The organism is Allokutzneria sp. A3M-2-11 16, assembly GCF_024213555.1.
Taxonomy (GTDB): domain Bacteria; phylum Actinomycetota; class Actinomycetes; order Mycobacteriales; family Pseudonocardiaceae; genus Allokutzneria.
Genome location: NZ_JANAVO010000027.1, coordinates 15,800 through 41,776, shown reverse-complemented (window position 1 = coordinate 41,776; position 25,977 = coordinate 15,800). Strand labels below are relative to the sequence as shown.

At 68.4% G+C, this 25,977-nt stretch carries 31 protein-coding genes; 20 read left to right on the top strand and 11 right to left on the bottom strand.

Annotation, left to right across the window (positions count from 1 at the left end):
• Positions 1-148 precede the first annotated feature (148 nt).
• Positions 149-589, top strand: coding sequence for a hypothetical protein (locus NLX83_RS39420; protein WP_254240407.1), 441 nt, complete (start codon positions 149-151; stop codon positions 587-589).
• On the opposite strand, the gene NLX83_RS39415 is transcribed toward NLX83_RS39420, so the two are convergent.
• A complete protein-coding gene (locus tag NLX83_RS39415) occupies positions 586-996 on the bottom strand; it encodes a nuclear transport factor 2 family protein (protein ID WP_254240406.1) in 411 nt (136 codons plus the stop codon). The genes NLX83_RS39420 and NLX83_RS39415 overlap by 4 nt on opposite strands.
• Before the next feature lie 105 nt (positions 997-1,101).
• Here NLX83_RS39415 and NLX83_RS39410 point away from each other — a divergent pair, with 105 nt between their 5' ends.
• Genes NLX83_RS39410 through NLX83_RS39400 form a run of 3 tightly spaced genes read left to right on the top strand, consistent with a single transcriptional unit; the run spans position 1,102 to position 3,652 of the window.
• Entirely contained in the window at positions 1,102-1,533 is a 432-nt protein-coding gene (locus NLX83_RS39410; protein WP_254240405.1) for an SRPBCC family protein, read from the top strand.
• A complete protein-coding gene (locus NLX83_RS39405; protein ID WP_254240404.1) occupies positions 1,530-2,387 on the top strand; it encodes an MBL fold metallo-hydrolase in 858 nt (285 codons plus the stop codon). The genes NLX83_RS39410 and NLX83_RS39405 overlap by 4 nt, the downstream gene beginning before the upstream one ends.
• Positions 2,384-3,652, top strand: a complete 1,269-nt coding sequence (locus NLX83_RS39400; protein ID WP_254240403.1) for a carboxylesterase/lipase family protein — start codon at positions 2,384-2,386, stop codon at positions 3,650-3,652. Before NLX83_RS39405 ends, NLX83_RS39400 begins: the two co-directional genes overlap by 4 nt.
• Here the strand turns inward: NLX83_RS39400 and NLX83_RS39395 are convergent.
• Genes NLX83_RS39395 through NLX83_RS39375 form a run of 5 tightly spaced genes read right to left on the bottom strand, consistent with a single transcriptional unit; the run spans position 3,609 to position 7,030 of the window.
• Positions 3,609-4,058, bottom strand: coding sequence for a carboxymuconolactone decarboxylase family protein (locus NLX83_RS39395; protein ID WP_254240402.1), 450 nt, complete (start codon positions 4,056-4,058; stop codon positions 3,609-3,611). The genes NLX83_RS39400 and NLX83_RS39395 overlap by 44 nt on opposite strands.
• Complete coding sequence (gene sigJ, locus NLX83_RS39390; RefSeq protein WP_254240401.1) at positions 4,059-4,922, bottom strand: RNA polymerase sigma factor SigJ; 864 nt, start codon at positions 4,920-4,922, stop codon at positions 4,059-4,061.
• A gap of 4 nt (positions 4,923-4,926) precedes the next feature.
• Positions 4,927-5,847, bottom strand: coding sequence for a DMT family transporter (locus NLX83_RS39385; protein ID WP_254240400.1), 921 nt, complete (start codon positions 5,845-5,847; stop codon positions 4,927-4,929).
• 35 nt (positions 5,848-5,882) lie between these two features.
• Entirely contained in the window at positions 5,883-6,398 is a 516-nt protein-coding gene (locus tag NLX83_RS39380; protein WP_254240399.1) for a DUF1203 domain-containing protein, read from the bottom strand.
• The gene (locus NLX83_RS39375; RefSeq protein ID WP_254240398.1) at positions 6,395-7,030 is read right to left on the bottom strand and encodes a TetR/AcrR family transcriptional regulator; all 636 of its coding nucleotides are present in this window, start codon (positions 7,028-7,030) and stop codon (positions 6,395-6,397) included. The genes NLX83_RS39380 and NLX83_RS39375 overlap by 4 nt, the downstream gene beginning before the upstream one ends.
• Positions 7,031-7,109: 79 nt before the next feature.
• Between NLX83_RS39375 and NLX83_RS39370 the strand changes: the two genes are divergently transcribed.
• The 8 genes from NLX83_RS39370 (at position 7,110) to NLX83_RS39335 (ending at position 13,908) form a co-directional block, all read left to right on the top strand.
• Entirely contained in the window at positions 7,110-7,607 is a 498-nt protein-coding gene (locus NLX83_RS39370) for a (2Fe-2S)-binding protein (protein WP_254240397.1), read from the top strand.
• Positions 7,604-8,578, top strand: coding sequence for an FAD binding domain-containing protein (locus NLX83_RS39365; protein WP_254240396.1), 975 nt, complete (start codon positions 7,604-7,606; stop codon positions 8,576-8,578). Before NLX83_RS39370 ends, NLX83_RS39365 begins: the two co-directional genes overlap by 4 nt.
• Positions 8,575-10,716, top strand: coding sequence for a xanthine dehydrogenase family protein molybdopterin-binding subunit (locus tag NLX83_RS39360; RefSeq protein ID WP_254240395.1), 2,142 nt, complete (start codon positions 8,575-8,577; stop codon positions 10,714-10,716). The genes NLX83_RS39365 and NLX83_RS39360 overlap by 4 nt, the downstream gene beginning before the upstream one ends.
• On the top strand, positions 10,716-11,714 hold the full coding sequence (locus tag NLX83_RS39355) for an XdhC family protein (protein ID WP_254240394.1): 999 nt from the start codon (positions 10,716-10,718) through the stop codon (positions 11,712-11,714). Before NLX83_RS39360 ends, NLX83_RS39355 begins: the two co-directional genes overlap by 1 nt.
• Before the next feature lie 81 nt (positions 11,715-11,795).
• Complete coding sequence (locus tag NLX83_RS39350) at positions 11,796-12,287, top strand: hemerythrin domain-containing protein (RefSeq protein ID WP_254240393.1); 492 nt, start codon at positions 11,796-11,798, stop codon at positions 12,285-12,287.
• A gap of 10 nt (positions 12,288-12,297) precedes the next feature.
• Entirely contained in the window at positions 12,298-13,107 is an 810-nt protein-coding gene (locus NLX83_RS39345; protein ID WP_254240392.1) for a hypothetical protein, read from the top strand.
• Positions 13,108-13,111: 4 nt separating this feature from the next.
• Positions 13,112-13,546, top strand: a complete 435-nt coding sequence (locus tag NLX83_RS39340; protein WP_254240391.1) for a class I SAM-dependent methyltransferase — start codon at positions 13,112-13,114, stop codon at positions 13,544-13,546.
• A 107-nt stretch (positions 13,547-13,653) separates the two neighbouring features.
• A complete protein-coding gene (locus NLX83_RS39335; RefSeq protein ID WP_030430657.1) occupies positions 13,654-13,908 on the top strand; it encodes a GlsB/YeaQ/YmgE family stress response membrane protein in 255 nt (84 codons plus the stop codon).
• 112 nt (positions 13,909-14,020) lie between these two features.
• Here the strand turns inward: NLX83_RS39335 and NLX83_RS39330 are convergent, their stop codons facing one another.
• Entirely contained in the window at positions 14,021-14,947 is a 927-nt protein-coding gene (locus NLX83_RS39330; protein ID WP_254240390.1) for a zinc-binding dehydrogenase, read from the bottom strand.
• Between the two features lie 288 nt (positions 14,948-15,235).
• Here NLX83_RS39330 and NLX83_RS42390 point away from each other — a divergent pair, with 288 nt between their 5' ends.
• Together NLX83_RS42390 and NLX83_RS39325 are read left to right on the top strand one after the other, a co-directional pair.
• A complete protein-coding gene (locus NLX83_RS42390) occupies positions 15,236-15,811 on the top strand; it encodes a DUF6932 family protein (protein ID WP_374118868.1) in 576 nt (191 codons plus the stop codon).
• Positions 15,808-16,734: a hypothetical protein gene (locus NLX83_RS39325; RefSeq protein ID WP_254240389.1), complete on the top strand. Its 927-nt coding sequence runs from the start codon at positions 15,808-15,810 to the stop codon at positions 16,732-16,734. Before NLX83_RS42390 ends, NLX83_RS39325 begins: the two co-directional genes overlap by 4 nt.
• Positions 16,735-16,812: 78 nt before the next feature.
• Here the strand turns inward: NLX83_RS39325 and NLX83_RS39320 are convergent, their stop codons facing one another.
• Complete coding sequence (locus tag NLX83_RS39320; protein WP_254240388.1) at positions 16,813-17,286, bottom strand: NUDIX hydrolase; 474 nt, start codon at positions 17,284-17,286, stop codon at positions 16,813-16,815.
• Between the two features lie 54 nt (positions 17,287-17,340).
• Here NLX83_RS39320 and NLX83_RS39315 point away from each other — a divergent pair, with 54 nt between their 5' ends.
• From NLX83_RS39315 to NLX83_RS39295, 5 genes are read left to right on the top strand one after another with little or no spacing between them, the layout of a single operon-like run.
• On the top strand, positions 17,341-17,736 hold the full coding sequence (locus NLX83_RS39315) for a GNAT family N-acetyltransferase (protein ID WP_254240387.1): 396 nt from the start codon (positions 17,341-17,343) through the stop codon (positions 17,734-17,736).
• A 3-nt stretch (positions 17,737-17,739) separates the two neighbouring features.
• A complete protein-coding gene (locus tag NLX83_RS39310) occupies positions 17,740-18,078 on the top strand; it encodes a hypothetical protein (protein ID WP_254240386.1) in 339 nt (112 codons plus the stop codon).
• Between the two features lie 4 nt (positions 18,079-18,082).
• Entirely contained in the window at positions 18,083-18,997 is a 915-nt protein-coding gene (locus NLX83_RS39305) for an MBL fold metallo-hydrolase (RefSeq protein WP_254240385.1), read from the top strand.
• Positions 18,994-21,540, top strand: coding sequence for an AAA family ATPase (locus NLX83_RS39300; RefSeq protein WP_254240384.1), 2,547 nt, complete (start codon positions 18,994-18,996; stop codon positions 21,538-21,540). The genes NLX83_RS39305 and NLX83_RS39300 overlap by 4 nt, the downstream gene beginning before the upstream one ends.
• 53 nt (positions 21,541-21,593) lie before the next feature.
• The gene (locus tag NLX83_RS39295) at positions 21,594-22,454 is read left to right on the top strand and encodes an alpha/beta hydrolase (protein WP_254240383.1); all 861 of its coding nucleotides are present in this window, start codon (positions 21,594-21,596) and stop codon (positions 22,452-22,454) included.
• On the opposite strand, the gene NLX83_RS39290 is transcribed toward NLX83_RS39295, so the two are convergent.
• A complete protein-coding gene (locus NLX83_RS39290) occupies positions 22,455-23,354 on the bottom strand; it encodes a GntR family transcriptional regulator (RefSeq protein WP_254240382.1) in 900 nt (299 codons plus the stop codon).
• Between the two features lie 96 nt (positions 23,355-23,450).
• Here NLX83_RS39290 and NLX83_RS39285 point away from each other — a divergent pair, with 96 nt between their 5' ends.
• Positions 23,451-24,569, top strand: coding sequence for an FAD-dependent monooxygenase (locus NLX83_RS39285; RefSeq protein ID WP_254240381.1), 1,119 nt, complete (start codon positions 23,451-23,453; stop codon positions 24,567-24,569).
• On the opposite strand, the gene NLX83_RS39280 is transcribed toward NLX83_RS39285, so the two are convergent.
• Both NLX83_RS39280 and NLX83_RS39275 read right to left on the bottom strand, forming a co-directional pair.
• Positions 24,491-25,453: an alpha/beta hydrolase gene (locus tag NLX83_RS39280; protein WP_254240380.1), complete on the bottom strand. Its 963-nt coding sequence runs from the start codon at positions 25,451-25,453 to the stop codon at positions 24,491-24,493. The genes NLX83_RS39285 and NLX83_RS39280 overlap by 79 nt on opposite strands.
• Before the next feature lie 128 nt (positions 25,454-25,581).
• Entirely contained in the window at positions 25,582-25,890 is a 309-nt protein-coding gene (locus NLX83_RS39275) for a hypothetical protein (RefSeq protein ID WP_254240379.1), read from the bottom strand.
• Positions 25,891-25,977 lie beyond the last annotated feature (87 nt).

Below are 25,977 nucleotides of genomic sequence, written 5' to 3'. Positions count from 1 at the left end.
AACTGGAGCTGCAAGAACCTCCCCGACGGGCGACACGTGTGGACCACACCCAACGGGAAGACCACCGAGACAGAAGCGGAACCGATCGCGGAACCGGCCCCGATCGACGAGCCCGCGCCGTTCTAGCGGATCTACAGGAGCCCTCCACGTGACCAGCGATCATGCCGATGAGCACCACCGGTACGCCCAGTACCTCCGAGCCCTGGCCGCGGTTCACGACCAGGGCGAAACCGACCTGATCGCCGCAGTCCTCCGCGACCCGGACGCGACGATGGCGCAGTCCGCAGTGGTCAAACACCTGGACGACCGGGCAGCGCGACTGCTCTTGGATGAACGGTACGACGACTGGGCCCGCTCGGTGATCACGGTGATCGCCGAGCGGGAGTTCCTCAGCCGCCGGTTGCGGGAATGGGGTCTGCTCAGGGCGATCAGCCTCGGTCGGCCGTGGACCGCGCAGGAGATCATCGGTGCGTCGGACTGGTTTCAGCGACGAGCCGCGCAGACGGTGGCCTCGCCCGAGGCCCTCACCGTCCTCGCCGAACGAGGCAGGACACGACGCGTCCGCGCCGCCGCGCTCCGAAACCGCTAGACGACGGAGTCCGGGGCGAAGTAGTCGCGCAGCAAAGCGATCTTGCCGTCGCGGAGGCGGAAGACCTGCACGAGCGACATGGTCGTGGGGCCGGTCGGCGACGTGAACGCGGTGTCGATCTCGACGATGAACACGTCGGGATCGGCGGTGGCGTGCAGCTCGTAGCGGGAGTTCGCGACGTCGACCTGGCGGTCGGAGCCGGAGGCGGCGGAACGCCGGTAGTACGCGGCGAGGTGGTCCCGGATCTGCTCGCGACCCTCCATGCGCGCCGGGAAAGCCTGGCCCGGGAGCACGAGAGGCGCCTCGAACACGCCGTCAGGGGTGAAGGACTCGGCGACCGCGTCGGGGTCCTGGCTCATCGTGGCCCAGAGGTAGCGCTTGTACAGGTCGTGGTGAGCTGTGGGCATACCTCGATTGTCGCGCCGTTCCAGATGCCGTCGCACGCGTGCGGCACGAAAGTGCAGTCACGTGACTGATACCTCCACCAGCGCGAACGCACGACAGTGATCAGCATGGACGTACCACCGATCCAGCGCCGCGCCTGGATAGCAACGAGCCCGGCCCACGCCTACGACCTCATCGCAGATGTCTCCCGCATGGCCGAATGGAGCCCGAACGTCGTCGAAGTCGCCTACGCGGACAACGGCGGGCCCCGCGTCGGAGCGGTGTTCACCGGAGTCAACAAAGCGGGCGACCGCGTCTGGGAGTCGACCTCGCGGGTGCTCACCGCGGAGCCGGGCAAGGAGTTCTCCTGGGAGTCCGGCGACGGAGTCGTCCGCTGGACCTATTCCTTCCACGCCAACACGATCGTGACGGTCGACTGGCAGGTGCTGAAGCTGCTGCCCGCCTTCGGCTCGACGGAGGCGGAGCTGCGACGGTTCCGCCGGTTCACGGTGCGGGGCATCGAGGACACCCTGATCGCACTCGCGGAGGCACAGCGGTGAACACGATGACCTTCGGCGATGTCAGCCTGACCCGGGTCATGGAGTGGCACGGGCCGATCATGCCGCCGAGCGCGTTCGTGCCGGAGAGCGAGCCACAGCACTGGACGGAGTTCGCGCCGGACCACTGGATCGCGGAAACCGATCAGGTGCACTGCGCCTTGCAGACCTGGGTTCTGCGCAGCGGCGGGCGGACGATCCTGGTCGACACGGGCGTGGGCAACCACAAGGAACGCCCGCAGATGGCCGCGTTCCACCTGCTCAACACGCCGTTCCTGGACAACCTCGCGGCGGCGGGAGTCAACCCGGAGGACGTGGACGTGGTGATCAACACGCACATCCACGCGGACCACGTCGGATGGAACACGCGGCTCGACGGCGACGAGTGGGTTCCGACCTTCCCGAACGCCACTTATCTTGTGCCGCAACGGGATTTCGAGCACTTCCACGGCAATGACATCTTCGAGGACAGTGTCCGGCCGGTCCACGACGCGGGGCTCGTGCAGCTCTGGGACGAGTCGTACGTGATCGACGAGAACCTGCGGCTGGACCTCGCCGCCGGGCACACTCCCGGCTCTTCGGTGCTGCGCCTGGACTCCGGCGGCGAGCGCGCGGTGTTCGTCGGGGATCTGCTGCACACGGTGGTACAGCTCGTCGAGCCGGACTTCAACAGCTGTTTCTGCGAGGACCCCGAGCGGGCGCGAGCCAGCAGGCGCAGTGTTCTCGAATGGGCGGCGGACACGAACTCCCTTGTCCTACCGGCACATCTGGCCGGTCACGGAGCCGCAGAGGTCCGCCGCGACGGCAGCAAGTTCGCGATCAAGGAGTGGGCGCCGCTGGAAAGGATCTCGCCGTGACCACGGTTCGTACGACCGGCGGCCGGGTCCGTGGCGAAGTACGAGCGGATCACACGGTCTTCCATGCCATCCCGTACGCGGCGAACACGGTGGGCGCCAGCAGGTTCACGGCTCCGGTCCGTCCACAAAGGTGGGACGGTGTCCGCGACGCCACGCGACCTGGAGCGACCGCACCGGCTCCGGACCGGAGTCGCTTCGGCGAGCTGGACATGAGGCCGCTGATGGGCCCTGGCTGGGTGCGCGGCGAGGACTACCTCACGGTCACGGTGCGCACGCCGAGCACTGCGACCTCCGGGCTACCTGTCATGGTTTTCGTGCACGGCGGTGGTTTCGTGTCCGGGTCGAGCCGTGCTCCGGTGCTCGACGGCTCCGCGTTCGCGCGCGATGGCGTGGTGTTCGTGTCGCTGAACTACCGGCTTGGAGCGCCGGGGTGGTTGCGGCTGCCGGGCGCTCCGGACAACCGGGGCCTACTGGACGTGCTCGCCTCGCTGGAGTGGGTGCAGGACAACATCACCGCGTTCGGCGGCGACCCCGGCAACGTCACGTTGTTCGGCGAGTCGGCGGGGGCGAGCATCGTCGGCGCCGCGGTCGTCACCGCCCAAAAAGGACTGTTCCACCGAGCGATCTCGCAGAGCGGCAACGGTCTCGGCGCGTTCAGCACCGCACAAGCGGATCTCATCGCGAAGGAGTTCCGGCTGGACGAGGACGCGACGGACGAACAGCTCATCAGGGCAACGCTATTCGGCGTCGACCTCACCGTGACCGGCGAGCCGGACCCTATGCGCGGACTCCTCCCGTTCAGCCTCGTGGCGGGCACGGAGACACTGCCGGACCAACCCGCCAACCTGGAGTCCACTGTGGACTTCATGCTGGGCACGAACACCGAAGAGGGCAACCTCTACGTCGTCCCGAACAACGGAACGCTCGACCCGAAGGAACTCACGGAGGAGCTTTTCGCAAAGGGCACAAGGAAGTTCGCCGAGTCGAGGAAGTCCTACCACTACGAGTTCGCGTGGCGGTCGGAGGCGTTCGAAGGGAAGCTCGGCGCGGCGCACGCGGTCGAACTCCCCTTCGTCTTCGACACCGTCCACGTGCCCGGACTCCGCGGCCCGAAGGCACTCCTCGGTCCTACCGAGCCTCCACGGGACTTGGTGGACCGCATGCACTCGACGTGGATTCGCTTCGCGGAGACCGGAGATCCCGGTTGGGACCGGATGCGGTTCAGCGGCGGCTGCGACCAGGACCGGGAACCATCCGGAGCGTGACGCCATAGCGGTTCCAGGCGTTGATCTGGGCGATCGCGGCGACCAGCGCCAACAGGGTCTCCTCGTCGAAGTGCTTGGCGGCGGTGTCCCAGACCTCGTCGGGGACACCGTGCTCGTCGAGCCGGGTCGCGGCCTCGGCGAGGTCGAGGGCGGCGCGCTCCTGGTCGGTGAAGAACGGGGCCTCGCGCCACACCGCCACCGCCCACAGCCGCTCGTCGGCCTCGCCGTGCTTCTTCAGGTCGTGGGAGTGCATGTCCACGCAGAACGCGCAGCCGTTCATCTGGCTGACCCGGAGCTTGACCAGCTCCAAGATCGTCTTTGGCAGCGTGCTCGACGCGAGGAACGCCTCGATCTGGCTCATCGCCTGGTAGACCGGGGTCGAGGTGATGTCGTTCGTCAGCCGCATCTAGCTCTCCTTGGTGATCAGGGTGCTCGCGCGGGCGAGCTTGGTGGGGTGCAGCACGACGTTGATCGCGGTGACCAGGCCGTCCGCGACGGTGATCGAGTAGACGGCGACCAGCTCGCCGCCGTGCATCATGAGGAAGCCGCTGAAGCCGTTGACCATGGCGGGCCGCAGCTCGCGGTCGGGCCACTTGGCGCGAACACCGGCCAGGAAACGCGCCACCCGGTCCGCGCCGACGACCGGCCGCCGCGCCGCGCGCACGATCCCGCCGCCGTCGCTGGTCAACACGACGTCGGGGTCGAGCAGCCGGAGCATCGCGTCCAGGTCCCCGCCCTCGCACGCGGCGAGGAACGCGCCGACCACCTCGCGCTGCCGCACCGGGTCGGTGTCGAAGCGCGGCGACCGCTCCCGCACGTGCTTGCGCGCCCGCGAGGCGAGCTGCCGCACGGAGGCCGGTGTGCGCCCGACGACCTCGGCGATCTCGGTGAAGGGCAACCCGAAGACCTCGTGCAGCACGTACGCGGTGCGCTCGGCCGGGGACAGCGTCTCCAGCACGACCAACATCGCCATGCTGACCGAGTCAGCGAGGGTGACCCGGTCCTCCGGCCCCTCCCCGGTGCTGACCACGGGCTCCGGCAGCCAGGGGCCGACGTAGTCCTCGCGGCGTTTGCGGGCGGAGCGCATCACGTCGAGCGCGAGCCGGGAGGTGGCCACGACCAGCCACGCCGTCACGTCGAGGACACCCTCGGTCCGGCTCAGCCGCAGCCACGCCTCCTGCACGACGTCCTCGGCCTCACCGAGGTCGCCGATGATGCCGTAGGCGATGCCGATCAGCCTCGGCCGTTCGCGCTGGAATTCCGCCTCCATGCCCTTAGGACGAGACAGCCCGCTCGGGTGTGACATCCCTGGTCCGGGTCCCGGCGAGGATGACCACGGCGACGCCGAGCAGCAGCAACGCGAGCCCGGGGAGCGCGGCGGGCCGGGGCACCTGGCCGAGCCAGAGCCACGCGATCAGCGCGGCGCCGGGCACCTCCAGCAAGATCATCAAGCTGACTGTGGTCGCGGAGACCTTGCGCAGCGCGAAGCTGAACATGGAGTGCCCCAGCAGCTGCGCCCCGGCCACGAGCCCCAGGATGGCCAGCCACGTCGCCCCGTCGAAACCGGTCAGCGGCACCCCGCCGACCAGGCACACCCCGAGCAGCAGCACCCCGCAGACCGAGTAGCAGACCGAGGTGTAGGTGGTGGTGCTGCTCGTGACGCGGGCCCGCTCGCCGAGCGCGGTGTAGACCGCCGCCATCAGGCCACCGGCCAGGGCGAGCAGGTCGCCGGTGAGCGCGGCGGCGGAGACCTCGAAATCGGCTCCGGTGGCGATGATCGCGCCGATCACGGCCAGCGAGATGCCGATCCACGTGGCGATCGGCAGCCGCTGGCCTTGCAGGGAGGCGATCGCGCACTGCCACACCGGCTGCGTCGCCACGAGCGCGGTCGCGGTGGCCACGGAGGTCAGCTGGACCGACGGCATCCAGGTGGAGAAGTGCACGGCCAGCGCCACCCCGGCCGCGACGCTGAACCACCCGGCGGTGCGGTGCTCGCCGCGCACCAGCCCGCGGAACTCCGCTCCGCGCCGAGCGGCGGCGAACGGGGTCAGCGCGGCGACTGCGATCGCGTTGCGCCAGAAGGCGATCGCCAGCGCGGGCGCGGCGGCGAACGCGGTCAGCGGGCCGGAAGAGGAGACCGCGAGCACCGCGACGGCCAGGACGACCCCGGTCATGGGGTCCACACGAGAGGACACGGTGGTCCATCCTGGCACGCGCGGTGTGCTCGACCTCAGGCCCGAGTGATGGAGAACATGTAGCAGCCGTAAGCGATGTTGCGGCTGTGGATCTCCACGACGTCCGGGTCGGCGAGGATTTCCTCGATCTCCCGGACGGGGTCGGTGCCGTCATGCACGCGCGTCGTGGGGTGGATCCAGCCCCGCTTGTCGTAGGCGCGCAGCACCTGCGGCCGGTCGAGCCACTGCTCCGGGTAGCCCTCCCCCGCCGGGCCGTCGCACTGCTCGGCGTGCGCGTAGACGGCGCCGATCTCGCGGTACGGGCTGACCCCGGGCAGGACCGGCTCGTAGCCGAAGAGGATCACCTTCTCGTCCTCGCGCGCGCTCCGCAGGCAGCACCGGAGCGGGCCGGTGATCCCGGTCAGGTGCTCGACGAGATTGCCCGAAGTGTCCACATCGGTGGCGCGGACGTGGGCCAGCAGGGCCGGGTGCAGCGGGTGGACGCGGAAACCAGTCATGCCGTTCAGCCTGCTGCTTCCCCGGGCGGCGTTCTGGCGCTTTTCTGCCGTCACGCTCGCAGCGTGGGCAGTCCGGCCATGAGCGCCGCCAGGGCTCGTTTGAGCGTCGGCTGGAAGGACGGGACCATCGCCGCGATCTCCGGCTCCTGCTCGTAGAGCTGGCACAGCGTCGCGGAGGGATTCGCCGCCGCGTAAAGGATTCCGGCCAGCGCGCCCGCCGCGGTCACCAGTTCGACGCCCTCGGGCTCGGTCAGCTCGGAGTGCGCGGTCACCGCGGCGCCGACCGATCGGATGATCCCGTGCATCTCCCGCTTGAACTCGCGGGCCGCGGGAATGGAGACGTTGTGCTCCAACGTGATCGTGACCTGGCTGAGCAGATCGCAGAACAGCGGCCGTTCGGCCACGGTGTCCACCAACGCGTCGACCGGCCCCGCCTCGGGGATGCGGGCGAGCACCGCCTTCTCCCAGTCCCGCCAGCACTCGGCGGTGAGTTCGAGGTAGATCTCCTCGCGGGTGCCGAAGTAGCGGGCCACGTTGGACTTGGCGAAGCCGACCACCGCCGCGACGCCGCCGAGGCTGACCGAGCGGACGCCGTCCTTGCGCGCCAGCTCGCGGGCCGCGTCCAGGATCGCCGCGCGCCGCTGCTGCTTGTGCTCGGGGCGCCTGGCCCGGACGAACTCGGTCATCGCCGCAAGACCTTACCGCGCAAGTTAAGAGAACGCCGTACTCTTGTTAAGAGAACGACGTGCTGTTAACTTGGCGAGCATGGCGGAGACAATGCTCGATCCGGCAAGCCGATCTTCGGAGACGAAGATGCGGGTGAACGGCGAGCCCGTGGTGCTGGATGTTCCACCGCAGGTCAGCCTGCTCGACGGGCTGCGCGACCGACTGGGCCTGACCGGGCCGAAGAAGGGCTGTGACCAGGGCGCCTGCGGCGCGTGCACGGTGCTGGCGGACGGCGAGCGGATCGTGTCCTGCCTGGCGCTGGCCGTGCAGTACGAGGGCCGCGAGATCACCACGATCGAGGGAGTCGCGAGCCTGCCGGACGGCGCGGCGCTCCAGCGCGAGTTCATCCGACGCGACGGCTTCCAGTGCGGTTTCTGCACGTCAGGCCAGATCTGCTCGGCGATCGGGATGCTCGCCGAGCGCGACTCGGATGCGCCGCCGACCCGCGACGAGATCCGCGAGGGGATGAGCGGCAACCTGTGCCGCTGCGGCGCCTACAACGGCATCGTCGACGCCATCGAGGAAGTGGCCACATGAGGACCTTCTCCTACGTCCGCGCGGACGACGTGGACGCGGCGCTGCGGGCGATCACCGACGAGCCCAACGCCAAGTTCCTCGGCGGTGGCACGAATCTGGTCGACCTGATGCGCGAGGACATCGAGCGGCCGGACACGGTCGTCGACATCACGCGGCTCCCCCTCGCCGAGGTCGAGGAGCTGCCGGACGGCGGAGTGCGAATCGGCGCTCTGCTGCGCAACAGCCACCTCGCGGCGCACCCCGTGATCCGGTCGCGGTATCCGATGGTGGCGCAGGCGGTGCTGTCCGGCGCCTCGGGCCAGTTGCGGAACATGGCCACGGTCGGCGGGAACCTCATGCAGCGCACGCGTTGCCTCTACTTCTACGACGACGCGGCGGCCTGCAACAAGCGCGAACCCGGCAGCGGATGTGCCGCGATCGGCGGATTTTCGCGCAGCCACGCGGTTCTCGGAGCTTCGGCCAGTTGCGCTGCCACCCACCCGTCCGACCTGTGCGTGGCCCTCGCGGCGCTCGACGCGATCGTCGAGCTCCGCAGTTCGCGCGGCACCCGCAGGGTCCCGCTCGTCGACTTCCACCGCATGCCAGGAGACACGCCGGAGATCGAGACAGTCCTCGCCGACGATGAGTTGATCACCGCCGTCGAGCTTCCCCCGCCGCCGTCCGGTGTCTCGCGCTACCGCAAGGTCCGCGACCGCGCTTCTTACGCCTTCGCGCTCGTTTCCGTTGCGGCAGCCCTGGACGTCCAGGACGGCGTCGTGTCGTCGATCCGGCTCGCACTGGGCGGAGTCGGCACAAAGCCTTGGCGCGCTTACCAGGCTGAGCGCGCTTTGCTGGGTGCTCCTGCCACCGAGGAAAGCTTCCGTGCGGCGGCACGAGCTGAACTCGCCGATGCGGTTTCCTTGCCGCACAACGAGTTCAAGATTCGCCTGGCCGAGAGCACGATCGTCGCGGTGTTGCGGGGGATGTCATGACAGCGATCGGCCAGGCATTCGACCGCGTCGACGGTGCCATCAAGACCACTGGCGCGGCCAAGTTCTCCGCTGACCAGACCTATCCGGGCTTGGCGCACGCGGCTCTGACCCACGCATCCACGGCGCGCGGTCGGATCACCGAGATCGACACGACGGACGCGACGCGCGTGCCCGGGGTGCTCGCCGTGATCACTCACCACAACGCACCCAAGATGAAGATGCCTTCGGTCGGTCTCATGCCGCCGGTCTTCGGCACCACTGTGGTCTGCCTCAACACCGATGAGGTGCACTGGGACGGCCAGCCCGTCGCCGTGGTCGTCGCGGAAACCCAGGAGGCCGCCCGCGCGGCCGCCGCACGCGTCCGCGTCTCGTGCTCACCCCTTCCCTCCGCTGTGGACTTCTCTACGGCCGAGGCGAAGCCGCAGAAGAACTCGATGCTCCAGGCGGGCTCGGCGAGGAAGGGCGACGCGCTTGCCGCTCTGGAAAGCGCTCCGGTCGCGGTCGACCGGGAGTTCACCACTCCCCCGCACAACCACAACGCGATCGAGCCGCACACCACTACCGCGGTGTGGGACGGCGACCGCCTGACCGTGCACGAGCCGACGCAGAACATCGGCGGCGTCCGCCGCACCCTCTCCGCCGCCTTCGGGGTGCCGATCGACAAGATCCGAGTGGTCTCCGAGCACGTCGGCGGCGGGTTCGGCGGGAAGGGCCTCGTGTGGCCCGGAACGATCCTGGCCGTGCTCGCGGCGCGCGTGACCGGTCGGCCGGTGCGGCTGGTGCTGACCCGGGAAGGCGTCTACCGCACGGTCGGCGGGCGCACTCCGTCCGTCCAGCGCGTCGCGATCGGCGCGGACCGTGAAGGCCGGATGACCTCGCTGGTCCACACGTCGGTGACCCGCGTCGGGCGCACCGGCGGAGGTCCCGAGGGCGTGACGATCCAGTCCAGCCACCTCTACGACGCGCGGAACATCCTGTTGCGGCAGAACATCGCCGAAGTGGACCTGCTGGCCAACACGTTCATGCGCGCGCCGGGCGAGGCCATCGGCACGTTCGCTCTTGAGTCCACTGTGGACGAGTTGGCGCACGAACTCCACATGGACCCGATCGACCTGCGCATGCGCAACGAGCCGACTCGCGACCCGATCGGCGACAAGCCGTTCACCCGGCGGAATCTGCGCGCCGCCTACGAACTCGGCGCGAAGGAGTTCGGGTGGGAGCAGCGCACTCCGCAGCCCCGGTCGATGCGGGACGGGCAGTGGCTCATCGGTTGGGGCGTGGCGACCGCGTTCCACCCGCCGGTCCATCTCGTCGCCAACGCGAGCTTGCGGTTCAGCACGGACGGAACCGCGTTGCTGCGCTGCGGTTTCCACGAGATGGGGATGGGCGCCGCGACCGCGCAGGCGCAGATCACCGCGGACGCGCTCGGGATTCCCTTCGAGGCCGTGCGCGTCGAGCACGGCGATTCCAGTCTGCCCGCCGGTCCGATGGCGGGCGGCTCCAACCAGACCGGGAGCGTTGCCGCCGCTGTACACACCCTCGCGCCGAAGCTGCGCCGCGCCCTCGGCGGAGAGATCTCCGTGGAAGCTCTGGCGCGCAAGAGAAAGCCGTACGTGGAGGTGTCGATCGGCGCGGACTCGCCGCTCGGCAGGGCGACCGGCCAGGCGCGGCTGATGTCGAAGTTCCTGCGCGACCGGCGGAAGGGCGTGCGTGCCGTCACGGGAGCGCAGTTCTGCGAGGTCCGGGTCGACGCGGACACCGGGGAGATCCGGGTCTCGCGGTGGGTCGGCGCCTTCGACTGCGGCACCGTGATCAACCCGAAGACCGCGGCCAGCCAGCTGCGCGGCGGGATCGTGCTCGGCATCGGCGCCGCGCTGTCCGAGGAGACCCTGGTCGATCCGCGCACCGGGCGGATCATGAACCCGAGCCTCGCCGAGTACCACCTTCCGGTGCACGCGGACGTGCCGGAGATCGACGTGCACTGGCTCGACGAGCCCGATCCCACGATGCCCGCCGGACTGCTCGGGGTCGGCGAGGTCGGGGTCACCGGGGCCGCCGCGGCCGTGGCCAACGCGGTTTTCCACGCCACCGGCAAGCGCGTCCGCGACCTGCCGATCACCCTCGACAAGGTGGTGTGATGCTGGAGATCGCCGAGGAGCTGCGCGCGTGGTCGCGCGCGGGCCGGACGTTCGCCGTGGCCACCGTCGTCGGCGTCTCCGGCAGCGCGCCCCGCCCGATCGGCACGTCCATGGCGGTGGACGCGGACGGCGCGGTGATCGGCAACGTGTCGGGCGGCTGCGTGGACGGCGCCGTCTACGAGCTGTGCCGCGAGGCCATCGAGACTGGCGAGTCCAGCACGCACATGTTCGGCTATTCGGACGAGTCCGCGTTCGCCGTGGGCCTGACTTGCGGCGGAGTGATCGAGGTCTTCGTCCAGCCCACGCCGGTGGTCCCCGCGCCCGGTGCCACCGTGGCTCGAAGCTTCACCGGCCAGACCATGCTGGTGCACAACGGAAAGGTGAAGGGCACGGTCGGTTCGCTCGACGCGGCCGTGCTCGCCGCGACCGAGACGACTGTGCTGCCCGGCATCTTGGTCGAGGTCCCCGCTCAGCCTCCTCGCATGCTGATCTTCGGCGCACTGGACTTCGCCGCCGCGTTGACCACGGTGGGCTCGTTCCTCGGCTACCGAGTCACCGTGTGCGACGCGCGGCCGGTTTTCGCCACGCCTGCACGGTTTCCGGGTGCCGAGGTCGTGGTGGACTGGCCGCACCGCTACCTTTCCCAGACCACTGTGGACGGTCGAACGGCGATCTGCGTGCTGACCCACGATCCGAAGTTCGACATCCCCGTGTTGACGCGGGCATTGCGCATGCCGGTCGGCTACGTCGGCGCGATGGGGTCGCGGCGCACGCACACTGAGCGGCTGGAATTGTTGCGCGCCAACGGTGTCAGCCCGGAAGAGCTGGCGCGGCTGCGCTCCCCCATCGGCCTGGACCTCGGCGGGAGCACCCCGGAGGAGACCGCGCTGTCCATCGCCGCGGAGATCGTCGCCTGCCGCCGCTCCGGCTCCGGGCGCCCGCTGTCCGCGGTCAGTGGGCCGATCCACAGACGGCTTGACGCGGTGATCGGGAGCTGATCTGATCCCCGGCAGCGTCGCGTGCACCCGGCAAAGAGACCGTCGTGGGCATGGAGGCGCCGAATCATGGGGACTTCGACCATGGACGAACGCCTCCGGGCCTTCGGAACACAGCTGATCACCGTGCACGACTGGCTCCGCAAGGAGCTTTCCCGCCTCCGCGAGGACATGGACGCCTACCTCGACGGCAAGGGCGGACGACCCAAGGACCTGCTGGCGCACTGCATGACCTTCTGCACCGCGCTGAGCAGGCACCACACCGGCGAGGACGACCACGCCTTCCCCGCGCTGGCCGAGGAGTTCCCGGAGCTGGCGCCGACGCTGGAGAAGCTGCGCGAGGACCACTACCTGGTCTCCGGCATCCTCGCCAAGCTGGAAACCCTGGTCGCCGGGGCCGATCCGGCCGACGCCGCGCGCGTGCGGTCCGAACTGGACGGTCTCGCGGCGATCATGGAGTCGCACTTCAGCTACGAGGAACGACGGATCGTGACCGCGCTCAACGAGCTGACGCACGGTTACGACGGCACCGGGTTGGACCTGGCGGCGCTCGCCGCGCCTCGGAGATCAACCTAGACTCTGGCCCATGCTGGTGGCGGTGCAGCACTCCGAGGGTGCGCGCGGTGACGGCCTGGTCGGGGCCGAGGCCAAGGTCGCGCGGTGGATGCGGTCCTGGACCGGGGACTTCGGCCTGCCCGGTGTCGCGGTGTTCAACGCCGCGACGCCGAACGGCATGGCCGACGCGCTGGTGCTCTCGCCGTACGGCTGCCTGGTACTGGAGATCGACGGCTTCACCCGGCGCCAGGACGGCGCGCTGCACGCTCCGGCCGAGGGCGCGTGGGAGGTCGACGGGCAGCCCGCCGCGCTGCACTCGGCCAACCCGATCGTGGAGGTCAGCGCCAATGTCACCGCCGTGCGCTCCGCGCTGAGCACCGCCGGGATCACCACCGGCGCCGTGCCGGGCCTCGTGGTGCTGCTGCCGACCGCGGGCGCGGAGGTCGAGCTGGCCTCCGAGCAGCACGACGGCATCCAGGTCGTCCTCGCGCCGCACCAGAAGCCGCTGCGCCGGTACTTCCACGCGCTGTGCCGCAGCGAGAAGGTGTGGGACGCCAACACCGTCGCCGCGGCGGCGCGGGCGCTGAAGCTGACCGAGCAGGTGCCCAGCGTCCTCGACCTGTACCAGCACGGAATCCCGGAGACGATCTACGTGGCCGCACCTGTCGAGGAGCCGCCGCCTCCTGTTCGCCAGGCACCCCCGCCCCCGCCTCCGGTCGTCGCTCCCGCACCGCCGAAGCGCGGCGGCACCATCCGTCTGGTGCTCATGGTCATCCTCTTGGCGCTCGTGTTCGCGGGCCTGATTTGGTTGGTGGGCACCATCTACGACGTGTTCCACTGACCGCATGACCACTGTTGTTGAGGCCCTTGTGGCCTGGCGGGACGGAGACCGGGACACCGCGCGTTCGCTTGCCGCGGCGGCGGGGACGCGGCTCGGCGACGAACTCGCGTCATATTGGCAGAGCGAGGCCGACGGCCACGTCTACGACCAGCCCGCCGCGTTCCGCGCGTTCGTCCGCGGCGGCGGCAACGTCGAGCTGTACTCGCGCTTGAGCCAGGCCCTCGCTTCGTCCTACGACTCCGTGCGGCCTTCGTCGCTGCTCGACATCGGCTGCGGCGACGGCTTGGCCATCGCTCCGGCTCTGGACTTGGCGGCACACCGTCCCGCCCGTGTCGACCTCGTCGAGCCCTCCGCCGCCCTGCTCGACCTCGCCCGCGAACGCGTCGCCGGCGCGCACACAGCGCCGCCGGCTTCGCGCACGTCGACGTTATGCCCCTGATGTCGTACTGGTGGTCTCCCGCGATCCTGATCACCGCATACTGAGCGGACGGGCCCGGTGTCGATCACGGCGCTAGGCTCGGCCTCACCACGAGCAAGGAGGCTCACATGATCGGGTTCATCGTCGCGGGACTCATCATCGGCGCGCTCGCCCGGCTGATCAAGCCCGGCAAGCAGCAACTCAGCATTCTCGCCACACTGCTGCTCGGCCTGGTCGGCTCGGTGATCGGTGGCACGATCGCCAACCTGCTCGGCACCGGGGACATCTGGGAGCTCAACACCCTCGGCTTCATCCTCGCCGTCATCGCCTCCGTCGCGCTCATCGGCGTCGCCGAGGGCATCGCCCAGTCCCGCAAGCACTAAACTCTCCACCCAGGCCCACCCATCGTGGGCCGAGGAAACCTGGAGAACCCCGTTTCGTACTCTTAGCGGGATTTGGGAGCGCTCTCTTTCCCGCTAAGAGTACGAAACGGACTCAGACGACCAGGAGCGTCTTCCCCAGCGCCGCACGGGCTCCGAGCGCCTCGTGCGCCTTCGCCGCCTCCGCGAGCGGGAACGTCTGCCCGATGACCGGGTTCATCCGCCCCGCCACCGCATCTTCGAGCGCTCGCTCAGCGAGCCGCACCGCCTGCTCCGGCGTGAACTGCGCCTGCTCGATGCCTCGCACCGTCACCCCCGGCGCGTCGCCCTCCGCGAATCCCCCGCTCGCCGCCCCATGCGCCGAGAACCACCGCTTCGTGATCTTCAGCGCCGCTCGCCCGATCTCCCCGCCCGCGCCGTCGAACACCACGTCCGCGCTTCCGACCTGCTCCGCCCAGCCCGGTTCCGTGTAGTCCACCGCTTCGGCCGCGCCGTGCTCCCGCGCCAGGTCCAGCTTCTTCTTCCCGCGCGCCGCCCCGATCACCGTCGCCCCCGCCGCGCGCGCCAGCTGCACCAGCAGAATCCCCAGCCCGCCCGCCGCGGCCGTGACCAACACCCGCTCCCCCGGCTTCACCTGCGCGTTGTCGAACACCCCCAACGCCGTCACCCCGTCGTGCAGTAACGCCGCCGCCGCCTTTTTGTCGAGCCCCTCCGGCACCTTGACCAGGTCGCCGACCTTCACCACCACCTGCTCCGCGTAGGCCCCCGGCACCCTCGCCGCCACCTCCGCCCCCACCCAGGCTTCTTCCACACCTTCCCCCACCTGGGCGATCCGCCCCGCCACCCCGAACCCCGGCACGTACGGCGGCTCAATCCCGAACGCTTCGCTCGCCCACCCCGTCCGCAGCTGCGTGTCCAGGAAGATCACGTCCGCCGCAGACACCTCCACCAGCACTTCCCCCGCCACTGGCACTGGCTCCGGCGCTTCCGCCACCTCCAGCACCTCCGGCCCGCCGAACCCGACCGCCCTGACGACCCGCATGCCCACTCCTCCACCTTGTTGACCGCTGTCCCCCACACCCAACAACCTCAACAAGCCTTCAGGTCAAGTGCACACGGTCGAGACTGATGCCGCTCTGCGCTGCCGTCACCTACACCTTCTCACCCACGCCAGAGGACGACCGCGAGGCAGCACCAACAGACACGATTGCTCTCGCTTTGCCTACACCAAGAACACATTTTGATTGCCGTCGTAACAACGGCAGCCCACACATCGACGATCGAATAGAGCGTGCACGTCCACTCACCGAGGCCAGGAGGTTGTCCGGCTATGCTTCCCGAACTCCACACTACCTCTGGACACCTCCCTCCAGGCCGCTACCGGGTAAACCTCTCAGAAGTCCAAGCACGCTTCGTTGCCCACAGAGACTTTTCCCAATCCTCGACACGTCAACTTATTTGGGATGGATTTCGAAGTTACCTAGCGGCCTGGAAAGTCGCCGAGGATAATGCTGGCGTGGGACGAGTACTGAAACTGATATGGCTCGCGGGAAGTTTCATTTCAATGAAGCTAGATCCGGATGACCTCGACGTCACTCCAGTCATAGATCGACATGCACTACTCGAAGCACAAGGACAACGTGGCTCCAAAGCTCTCAGACGTCTGATCGAGCACAGAGACAGCATCGTCGCAAACTTCAGAGTAGAACCATTCGTCCTCGACTGGGTACCTTCCACGTCCACCCTGCGACCCAACAGTGCCAGATCACTGACTCGGGACTATCTTGAACGACGGGGTTCGCTGGACGATTGGTGGCAGCGAGTGCGCCCACCTGGACCGAAGCTAGCTCCACTGCTAGAGGACGCGCCGCCACGACGAGGTTACTTGGAGGTGGAACGCCCGTGAGCAGCGATGACTCCTGGGACCGCCTGCTCGATGACCGAGAAGCCGCCGCAGCGAGGTTCTTCGAAGATCTAGATGACGATCCAGCGGATGATCTTGTACATGTGCTCGATCACGCAATCTTGGACGCCGCCCAAAGGATGGACCCTGGCGCTGGCTATTCTCCGTGGCTCGACGTTCACGTAGAAGGTCCCGATGTTGGCTTTGGCTCTCTAGATGTCCATGTTGTACACGAACTGCTCGGCCCGCTCCAAGCAGAGATCGATGCAGCCCTTCCAGACACTGCCAAGAATGACCTGACCAGAATGGAACTGATCGGAATAGGCGGCGGTAGCGCAGTCCTGAGACTACATCCAAAGGTCGCCACGCGCGAATTCGATGGCGGCATCGATGGCGTATCGTCCGTAGTCGACTCCGCCGTTCGCAAGGTTCTGGATGTCCACGATGCACTGGAAAACCAGCTCAACCCAGCGGCAATCACACAGCTGAGCCAACCAGAGCTCATAAATAAGTTGAACAAGCTAATTTCGGTACTGGACAACCGAGATCTCACCCTGGAACTTCTATGGAGGTCACCCACAAGCCCGAGACGTTCATCTAAGCTAACAAGGACTGGCAGGTCTTACGCAAGAGAGCTACTTGAGAGCAGACTTGAACAACACGAGCGAACTATTGCGGGATACATTTACGAACAGAGCCTCAGGGGGACAGTAAAGCTTAAGGCAAACCCGAGCAACAAGCGCTCTGCAACATACGAGGTATCCGTGAATCCCGAAATTCTGGCACGACTAGAATTTAGGCTTCGCAATTACGTACAGATGAGAGTTGTCGAAATTCGACACAGAAACAGACTTGGCCAGCTAACAGAGGCCACCTATAGTTTCATAAGCCTGGTCGCTCACGAGGATCAGCTCGACACCGAATAAATTAGGTAGATATAATTCAGCTGACCAAGTGTTCATCCCCACTCACCATAGAAGCATCTAGCGCACAACTCCAGCTTCCTACGTAAAGATTGGTTCAATTTTCACCTCAAACCCGTGCCGAATACGGAGGCGGATGGAGGGGTGGATGTCCAGCTCGTCCAGGCGATCCGCCTCCACCCAGTGGACTTCCTTGGACTCGGCGCTGGTGCGGAGTGCGCCGCCGACGGGGTCTGCGCGGAAGCAGATGGAGAACTCCTGGCGGACCTCGCCGTCGGAGTAGGCGATGACGTGGGCCGGGTTGGAGTAGATGCCGATGAGGCCGGTGACCGCGACGTGGATGCCGGTCTCCTCCTCGACCTCGCGGAAGACAGTCTGGGTGAGGGTCTCGCCGGGTTCCTGGCCGCCGCCGGGGAGCGCGTACAGGTCGTTGTCGGTGCGGCGGATCATGAGGATGCGGCCGCGCGGGTCCTGGACGAAGGCGCTGACGGCGGGGCGGATGCTGTTGGCGCGCGGGGCGTTGGGGTCATTGAGGTAGTCGACGCGGCGGCCCATGTGGCTCCCTGAAAGTCGAGTGCTCAGAACGTCAGGGTAAGCAAAAGTGGCGGGATGATCACGTATGAGTGGCGCGGGGAGTTCGGGAACGCGGAGGTCAACGGGCTGCACGCGGAGGGTTTCGGGGGGCGGGTCCGTGACGACGACTGGTGGGGGCAGGTGAACGCGCACAGCCTGGGGTGGGTGTGCGCGCGTCAGCGGGAACAGCTGGTGGGGTTCGTGAATGTGGCCTGGGACGGCGGGGTGCACGCGTTCGTGCTGGACACATTGGCGGCGAAGAAGGTGCAGAGGCAGGGTGTGGGGACGGAGCTGATAAGAACGGTGACGGAGCACGCCAGGGCAAACGGGTGTGAGTGGTTGCATGTGGACTTCGAAGAGCACTTGCGCGGGTTCTACATCGACAGCTGCGGGTTCAGGCCGACCCAAGCAGGGCTGATCAGACTGGGGTGACGAGTGCCGAAGCACGTGGCTGAACTGCGGGATGTGTACGACTTCCTGGAGGAAGTTCGGCAGCGGCCGGGGATGTGGGTGCGGCGCAGCTCAGTGCAGCATCTGGACTCGATCCTGACGGGGTACTGGGTCGCCCTGGAGGTGCACGAGGTCGACGAGCAGTTCGACTTCGGGAACGGGGGTCGGTTCGCCGAATGGTTGTGGGAGAGGCGGGGCGGGTCGAGTCCGCTGGGCTGGGCGGCGGAGGTCGAGCGCCTGGCGGAGGCAGAGCACAAGCCCGCGATGGAGATGTTCTTCGCATTGCTTGACGAGTACCGGAGCGAGCGCGCGGTGGCAGACTGACGGCATGGCCCGCCAGAACTACCGAGACCGCCTGACCTCGCCGTTGCCGAGGATTCGCGACCTGGCCCGGATACTGCGCGAGAACGGGGGGTTCGGCGGGAGCGGGGAGAACGCGGACCTAGTGCCGATCGCGCGCGGCGGGCTGCCCGCGGGCACGACGAGCTGGACGTGGGTGGGGCACTCGACCTACCTGGTGCGGCTCAACGGGGTGTCGATCCTGACCGATCCGGTGTGGGCGGCGCGGATTCCGGGTGGCACTAGGAGGCTGACGCCGCCGGGGCTGGCGTGGAGCGACCTGCCGAAGATCGACGCGGTGGTGATCAGCCACGACCACTACGACCACCTGGACTCGCCGACGATCAAGAGGTTGCCGAGGGACACGCCGATTCTGGTGGGGCTCGGGCTGAAAGCCTGGTTCGCGAAGCGCGGGTTCCACAATGTCACCGAGCTGGACTGGTGGGAGTCGGCGACGGTCGCCGGGCTCAAGTTCGACTTCGTGCCTGCGCACCACTGGAGTCGCCGGGGGCCGTTCGACACGTGCTCGACGCTGTGGGGCGGCTGGGTGATCACGGCGCCGGACGGGACGAGGACGTATCACGCGGGCGATTCGGGATACGGCAAGTGGTTCGCGGAGATCGGTGAGCGCTACCCGGGCATCGACGTGGCGATGCTGCCGATCGGAGCGTACGAGCCGCGGTGGTTCATGAAGCCGGTGCACATCAACCCCGAAGAAGCGGTTCAAGCGCTCGAAGACGTTGGGGCACAACGACTTGCGGCGATGCACTGGGGCACGTTCGCGTTGACGAAGGAGCCGATGGACGAGCCGCTGCGCCTTGTCAAGAAAGCGTGGGCGGAGGCGGGGCGGGAACCGGCGGACCTGTGGGCGCTGGCCATCGGAGAAACACGAACACTGACATGACACTCATCGGTCGCGAAGCGGAACTGGCCGAGCTCGACGAGTTCCTGAACGGCGAACAAAGCGCGCTGGCGGTGCTCGGCGAGCCCGGGGCGGGCAAATCGGCCTTGTTGGAAGCGGTAGCCAAGAACGCGTTGTGGGCGACGGGAGCGGAGCCGGAGTCGGGGCTCGCATTCGCTGCGCTGCACCAACTTCTGCGGCCGGTGGCGCACCTCGCGGACGCACTCCCGGAAGCGCAGCGGGACGCGATCAAGGCGGCACTGGGGCTGGCAGCACCTCGAAGCGAAGACCGGTTCCTGGTGTCTGCGGCCGTCTTGTCGTTGCTGATCGAAGCGGCGGAGCCGGACGGGCTGCTGTGCGTGATCGACGACTTCCAGTGGCTCGACCAAGCATCGGCGGACGCGTTGCTCTTCGCGGCGCGGAGGCTGCGTGGCGAAAAGGTGCGCCTCCTGATCGCGGCGAGGGACACGAGCGAAGTGCGACACGCACTCCGTGGAGTGCGGCAGCTGCACCTCAACGGACTCGACGAAGCGAGCGCCGCGAAGCTTCTGCCGAAAGCGGCGCCGATCGCTGAGATCACGAGGCTGACCAGCGGAAATCCGCTCGCACTTCGCGAGGTCCAAGAGCTGCTGACGCCAGAGCAGCTGGACGGAACAGAGCCGTTGCCCGATCCGCTGCCGATCAAGAACGTATTCGGGGACCAGATCGCGCGGTTGGAAGAAGAGACGAAGCACGCACTGCTCATCGCCGCGCTCGACGGACGCGGCGAGCTCGGAGTCGTGCTGCGCGCGGGAGCGGAACCAACGGCACTGCAAGCTGCCGAAGAAAGCGGGCTCGTCACGGTGAGAGAAGCGACGATCCGCTTTCGCCATCCTCTGGTTCGCTCCGCGGTGGTCACGGCCGCCGGGTCCGCGGAAAAGCGGCAAGTGCACGAACAGCTCGCGGACGCGGTGGACGACGCGGATCGCGAAGCGCAGCACAGAGCGGAAGCGGCGCTCGGACCGGACGAAAGCGTCGCGCAAGCGCTCACGGAATCGGCACAAAGGGCACGGGAAAGAGGCGGTTACGCCGACGCGGCGACAGCGCTGGCCCGAGCCGCCGCGCTCACACCGAAGCCCGATAAAAGAGCACAGCGCCTGGCAAAGGCGGCGGAATCGGCTTGGCTGGGCGGAAAGCCGGGGCAGGCGCGGAGCCTGCTGGCACAAGCGCGAGCACTGCACAACGCGCCGGAACTGGAGCAGCTGCGCGGGCGGTTCGAACTGAACTCCGGGGACGCTGGGGAGGCGATGCGGATCTTCCTGGACGCGGCGGGTGATCGGATCGAGCTGCTGGCGGACGCCGCCGAGGCCGCCTCCTACGTCGGGGACACCGCGGTCGCGATCGAGGTGGGACGACGGGCTGAGCCACTCGAACCAAGCTTCCTGCGCGACGTGCTCGTCGGCACGGCCGCCCTCCAGGCCGGGGAAACTGCCAAGGGAACGGCGATTCTGCGGAAAGCCACACCCAAAGAAGACGCGAGCGAACTGCTGTGGGCGGCGGCGGCCGCGAGCCACCTGGGCGAAGGCGATGCGGCAGCCGACTTCGCCGCGCGAGCCGGACGCGTGGCGCGGGTGTCGGGCATGGTGGGCACGCTGCCCGTGGTGCTGGAGTTCGCCGCGACGGCTGAGCGGATGAACGGCAACCTCGCGCACAGCGCGGCGCTCTCCGAGGAAGGTCTTGCCCTGGCAAGGGAAGCCGGATACGTCAACTGCGCGGCGGCTCACCTGGCCAATCTCGCGGTGGTGGCGGCGATCCAGGGCCGCGAGGACGACTGCCGGACGTTCGCGAACGAAGCCCTGGCGATCGCGATCCCCCACCGGGTCGAGCTGCGCGTGGGTGTGGCGCACTACGCGCTGGCGCTGCTCGACCTGGGCGCGGGACGGTTCCAAGAAGCACACGACCGGCTCACGGCGATGACGACGGGGCACCCGGTCGTGGTCTGGGGCTCCACCGCCGACCGGGTCGAAGCCGCCGTGGCGAGCGGAAACCTCGACGCAGCAAGGAAAAGCGTCGAGTTCCTGAAGCAGTGGTCGGCGAACGCCACAACGCCGCGCGCACAGGCACTCGTCGCCCGCTGCCGCGCGCTGGTGGAAGACGACGCCGTGCCGCTGTACGCAAAAGCACTGGAAACCGACGATGAGTACGGCCGTGCGCGAACGGCCTTGCTGCTCGGCGAACGGCTAAGAAGAGATCGTCAGGTCAGCGAGGCCCGGCCGCACCTGCGGACAGCGGCGGAGATCTTCGGCAGGCTCGGCGCGCGGCCGTGGGAAAAGCGGGCGCTGGGCGAGCTACGAGCGGCGGGCGAAGCCGGTAAGCGAACCGAACACGCACAACTGACACCGCAGGAGCTGCGGATCGCGCAGCTCGTGGCCGAGGGCGTGTCCAACAAGGACGTCGCCGCGCGCCTGTTCCTCAGCCCGCGCACGGTCGAGTACCACCTGTACAAGATCTATCCGAAGCTCGGCGTCAGCACCCGTACCGAGCTGGCGCGGCTACTGAGCCAGTAACCACCAGTGGTCCTACTGATGGCACCAGGGACCACCTCGACGAAAGTAGCCGCATGCCAATCATCGAGGTCAACGACGTGGAACTGTGGGTCGAGGAGTTCGGGGACCCGACCCACCCGCCGGTACTGCTCGTCATGGGGTCGATGTCGCAGGGCCTGCTGTGGCCGGACGAGCTGGTCGGCCGGATCGCCGCGGGCGGGCGCCGGGTGATCCGCTACGACCACCGCGACACCGGCCGGTCGAGCGCGCTGGACTTCGCCACGACGCCCTACACCTGGGCGGACATCCGGGACGACGTCCTCGGGCTGCTCGACGCGCTCGGCATCGACCGGGTGCACCTGGTCGGGCACTCCGCGGGCGGGCTGCTCGGCCAGTGGCTCGCGCTGGAGCACCCGGAGCGGATCGCCAGCCTGACCACGATCGGCTCCTCCCCGCTCGGCGGTGGCGAGGGCATGGTGGTGATGCGGGCGCTGACCGGCGAACCGCAAGAGCCGGGCAGCCTGCCCATGCCGAAGGAGGAGTTCGTCAAGCTGTTCACCTCGCCGCCGGGGGAGGACTTCGCGATCGAGGTGGCGCGGACGCTGCACGGCACGGTGCTGCCCTTCGACGCCGACGCGCAACGAGAGCTGGAGGAACGCATGCGCGACCGGGACCGCGACCCGGCCACGGTGGGCAACCACCGGCTGGCGTGGGCGGCCGACCCGGACTTCGAGCCGGAGGGCAGGCTGGGCGAGATCACCGCGCCGACGCTGGTGATCGAGGGCAGCGAGGAGCCGGTGAAACCCGGTCACGGCAAGCTGATCGCCAAGGAGATCCCGGGCGCGGAGTACCTGGAGATCGAGGGTATGGGGCACACGCTCCCGCCTGAGGTGCACGTTCAGCTGGCCGAGGCCGTGCTGGCGCACACGAGGTAACTAGCGGATGCCGTCGAGGAGGGCTGCGAGACCGAGCTCGAAGATCTCATCGAGGTCGAGGTCGTAGCCCTCCTCGTCGAACGCCCGCATCAGCCCGCTGAACGCGGGGAAGCGCCCGGACTCCCGGACGAGCCGGTACTGCTCGGCCTGGGTGTCCATCCACTCCTCCTCGGTCAGCCCGGTCGCGGCCCGCGCATGGGCCTCGCGCTCCAGGTTCACCGCGATCCCCTGCACGTAGCTGAACAGCAGCACGTGCAGGTTCATCACCTGCGTCGGTGTGCGGCCGGGGGCGCTGAGCGCGGTGATCATCCAGTCGGCGTGCACGGCGAGGTTCGGCAGCATCACCGGGCGGGTCAGCGTGGTGAACTGCGCCAGCCACGGGTGCCTGCGGTAGAGCGCCCACAGCCCGCGCGAGCCGGTCTCCGCTCGCGCCCGCCAGCTCTTGATCTTCGGATCGGGTGGCTCCAGCTCGCCGTAGGCCGCGTCCACCATCAGCAGCACGAGGTCGTCCTTGCCGTCGACGTGCCGGTACGGCGACATCGCGCTGACCCCGAGCTTCGCCGCGACACCGCGCATGGACACCGCCGCGAGCCCTTCCGCGTCGGCGATCTCGACGGCGGCGCGCACGATCCGGTCCCGGCTCAGCTCGTCGCCGAGCTCCACCGGCGGGCGCGGCTTGGTCGGGGCTACTGCGACGACGGTGCCCACGCGCGGTTCCGCGACGATCAAGCCCTCCTGCTTCAGCGTGGTCAGCGCCTTGGTCGCGGTCGCCAGCGCGACGCCCCAGCGGATCGCGATCTGCCTGGTGGAGGGGAGGCGGTCGCCGGGGGCCAGCTCGCCCTCGGTGATCCGGCGGCGCAGCTCCGCCACGATGCGGGCGTACGGCGGGCTGTCGGTCATGGCGCTCTCCTGTCCTAGTACAGAACCTTGCTGAGCTAGCACAGATTAGCTCGTTTTTGGCTCTGTGGCGCTGTATTTACGTCGTACGCTACCGCCATGACAAAGAACGTGCTGATCTGCGGGGCGAGTGTGGCGGGTCCGGCGCTGGCGTACTGGCTGCGCCGCCGGGGTTTCGAGGTGACGGTCGTTGAGCGCGCACCGGCGCCGCGGCCGGGCGGGCAGGCGATCGACGTGCGGGGCGTGGCGCTGGACGTGCTGGACCGGATGGGCCTGCTGGAGCGGGCGCGGGAGCTGCGGACGACCATGCGCGGCATGCAGATGCTCGACGGTCAGGGCAACGAGATCATGCGCTCCACCGAGATGGCGCTGAGCAGCGGCCGTTTCGACAGCGACGACATCGAGCTGCTGCGCGAGGACCTGACCTCGATGATCTACGAGGCGACCCGTGACGACGTCGAGTACATCTTCGGCGACACGATCACCGCGTTGAACGGGACCGAGGTGACCTTTGAGCACGGGCCGCCGCGCGAGTTCGACATGGTGGTCGGCGCGGACGGCCTGCACTCCGGGGTGCGCGCGCTCGCTTTCGGCCCGGAGAGCCAGTTCGTCCGCCACCTCGGCACCTACCTCGCGGTCTACAGCGCGGAGAACTTCCTCGGCCTCGACAACTGGCAGGTGTGGTTGCGCGAGGGCGACGCGGGTTACGCGGTCTACCCCGTGCGGGACAACAAGGAACTACGGGTGACGCTCGGCTTCGAAGCCGACTCGCTCCCCCACGACCGACGCGACAACGACGCGCACCGACGGATGCTCGCGGCGAAGCTGGACGGGCTGGCCTGGGAGACGCCGAAGCTCGTGGAAGCCATGTGGGCGGCGGAGGACTTCTACTTCGACGCCATGGCACAGGTCCACATGGACACGTGGTCGGCCGGTCGCGTCACCCTCGTCGGCGACGCGGGGTACTGCGCGTCGCCGCTGTCCGGGCAGGGCACCAGCCTCGCGCTGGTCGGGGCGTATGTGCTGGCCGAGGAGCTGGAGCGCGCCAACGGCCAGCACACCGAGGGGTTCACCGCCTACGAGGCGCGGATGCGCCCGTTCGCCCGGCTCAACCAGGCGTTGGCGACGGAGAACCCCGGTCAGCCCGCGTCGGAGGAGTCACTGGAGCGCGCGAAGACCGCGATCTCCTTGGACAGCCAGGAAAAGGTCAGCCGGTAGAAGTCCGGCGCACCGTGGCCGAGGTTGATGCAGTGGCCGCTGCGCTCGACGATGTGCGCGCCCGTGCCCGCGGGGTCGGTCCGGCAGTCGCCCGTCGTCGGGCAGTACAGCGCGTCGAAGCGGCCGAGCACGGTGAGGACCGGCATCCCGGGCGGGGGCGGCGGCGTGGTGGAACCGTCCGCCTCGGCCAGCTCGGCGGAGGGCACGGTGTCCTTGTTCGCCTCGTCGGCGGCGGCCACCGCGGGGTCGTAGTCCCCTTCGTGCAGGAACAATCCGGCTCGGGCACCCGGCTTGGTGGTCATGTAGCCGGGCGGCCAGCTCCGGTTCGCGAACTTCGGGTCCTGTTCGGCAGGCCAGAACGGGAAGTCCCGCGCGGTCCTGGCGGTCGGCTTCGCGACTCCAGGCTTCGCGACTCCGCTGAGGATGAGCGCGTCGATGCCGCCGTGGACCGCGGCGTGGCGGCTCGCCAAAGCGCCCAGTGAGTGTCCATTGAGGACGATCGTGCGGAATCCCTTCCGCCGCAGCCCCATCGCCAGCTCGTGCAGCACACGGCCCTGCGCGGCGAGGGTGAGCTCGGTGGGGTCCGGGTGATCACTGCGGCCGAAGCCGAGCCGGTCGACCGCGAGGGTCGCGTAGCCGCGCCGCACGGCTTCGCGCGAGTACGCGTCCCAGTAATGGTGGTCGTAGGTCGCGCCGTGGACGAGGAGCTGGACGGGCGTCCGCGGGGTGATCCGCGCGGGTCGGCAGAACCAGGTGGCGACGCCGTCCTCGGTGACCTGTGGCGAGCACTGGGGCGCGGAAGTGGTGGGAGTCAGGAGCGCGGCAACGAGGGCCGTCGGGACGAAGATCCGCTTGCGGGATCGAGCATAAGCAGAGAGAAACACGTGTGAGGCCAATCGGATGTAGAGGCGCGACTCAGCTTCCGGGACTCATCGAGCCCCAACGCCGGCGGGCGCCTGTTCCACCGGTGTCTCTCTGAGTCGAGTCTACGACGGTCGCAACCGAGTTTGCCTCAGCAGGTGTCGACCTCGCGCAGGTACCACTCCACCAGGACCCGCCCGGCCTCACCCATCGGGTGCGACCGCGGATCGGCGCCGTGGGTGTGCGCCACCACGTCGCCGGTGGACGCGTCCACCGCGAGGTCGAACCAGTCCGCGCAGCCGCCGACCTCGATACCGTCCAGCTCGGAATCGCTGCGGGTCAGCGGGTACCCCGCGTAGACCAGCAGCTCGTAGAGCTGGTGCCCGTGCCATTCCCGCACCAACTCACCGCTCTCGGCGATCTGCTGAGCGCCGTCCACGGTGACCACGAAGTACTCCACCACGCCACCTCACGTCCATCCCGCCGCGCGCCCTTCCTGGGCGGGGAAAGTGGCTACGCTACGTCCGTTTTCGCTGGTCCGCTCGGT

Coding starts and splice junctions, on each gene's coding strand:
- NLX83_RS39415 (WP_254240406.1), bottom strand. CDS start 996: ATGCCCACAGCTCACCACGACCTGTACAAGCGCTACCTCTGGGCCACG.
- NLX83_RS39410 (WP_254240405.1), top strand. CDS start 1,102: ATGGACGTACCACCGATCCAGCGCCGCGCCTGGATAGCAACGAGCCCG.
- NLX83_RS39395 (WP_254240402.1), bottom strand. CDS start 4,058: ATGCGGCTGACGAACGACATCACCTCGACCCCGGTCTACCAGGCGATG.
- sigJ (WP_254240401.1), bottom strand. CDS start 4,922: ATGGAGGCGGAATTCCAGCGCGAACGGCCGAGGCTGATCGGCATCGCC.
- NLX83_RS39375 (WP_254240398.1), bottom strand. CDS start 7,030: ATGACCGAGTTCGTCCGGGCCAGGCGCCCCGAGCACAAGCAGCAGCGG.
- NLX83_RS39370 (WP_254240397.1), top strand. CDS start 7,110: ATGGCGGAGACAATGCTCGATCCGGCAAGCCGATCTTCGGAGACGAAG.
- NLX83_RS39365 (WP_254240396.1), top strand. CDS start 7,604: ATGAGGACCTTCTCCTACGTCCGCGCGGACGACGTGGACGCGGCGCTG.
- NLX83_RS39360 (WP_254240395.1), top strand. CDS start 8,575: ATGACAGCGATCGGCCAGGCATTCGACCGCGTCGACGGTGCCATCAAG.
- NLX83_RS39355 (WP_254240394.1), top strand. CDS start 10,716: ATGCTGGAGATCGCCGAGGAGCTGCGCGCGTGGTCGCGCGCGGGCCGG.
- NLX83_RS39350 (WP_254240393.1), top strand. CDS start 11,796: ATGGACGAACGCCTCCGGGCCTTCGGAACACAGCTGATCACCGTGCAC.
- NLX83_RS39345 (WP_254240392.1), top strand. CDS start 12,298: ATGCTGGTGGCGGTGCAGCACTCCGAGGGTGCGCGCGGTGACGGCCTG.
- NLX83_RS39340 (WP_254240391.1), top strand. CDS start 13,112: ATGACCACTGTTGTTGAGGCCCTTGTGGCCTGGCGGGACGGAGACCGG.
- NLX83_RS39335 (WP_030430657.1), top strand. CDS start 13,654: ATGATCGGGTTCATCGTCGCGGGACTCATCATCGGCGCGCTCGCCCGG.
- NLX83_RS39330 (WP_254240390.1), bottom strand. CDS start 14,947: ATGCGGGTCGTCAGGGCGGTCGGGTTCGGCGGGCCGGAGGTGCTGGAG.
- NLX83_RS42390 (WP_374118868.1), top strand. CDS start 15,236: ATGCTTCCCGAACTCCACACTACCTCTGGACACCTCCCTCCAGGCCGC.
- NLX83_RS39320 (WP_254240388.1), bottom strand. CDS start 17,286: ATGGGCCGCCGCGTCGACTACCTCAATGACCCCAACGCCCCGCGCGCC.
- NLX83_RS39315 (WP_254240387.1), top strand. CDS start 17,341: ATGATCACGTATGAGTGGCGCGGGGAGTTCGGGAACGCGGAGGTCAAC.
- NLX83_RS39305 (WP_254240385.1), top strand. CDS start 18,083: ATGGCCCGCCAGAACTACCGAGACCGCCTGACCTCGCCGTTGCCGAGG.
- NLX83_RS39300 (WP_254240384.1), top strand. CDS start 18,994: ATGACACTCATCGGTCGCGAAGCGGAACTGGCCGAGCTCGACGAGTTC.
- NLX83_RS39295 (WP_254240383.1), top strand. CDS start 21,594: ATGCCAATCATCGAGGTCAACGACGTGGAACTGTGGGTCGAGGAGTTC.
- NLX83_RS39290 (WP_254240382.1), bottom strand. CDS start 23,354: ATGACCGACAGCCCGCCGTACGCCCGCATCGTGGCGGAGCTGCGCCGC.
- NLX83_RS39285 (WP_254240381.1), top strand. CDS start 23,451: ATGACAAAGAACGTGCTGATCTGCGGGGCGAGTGTGGCGGGTCCGGCG.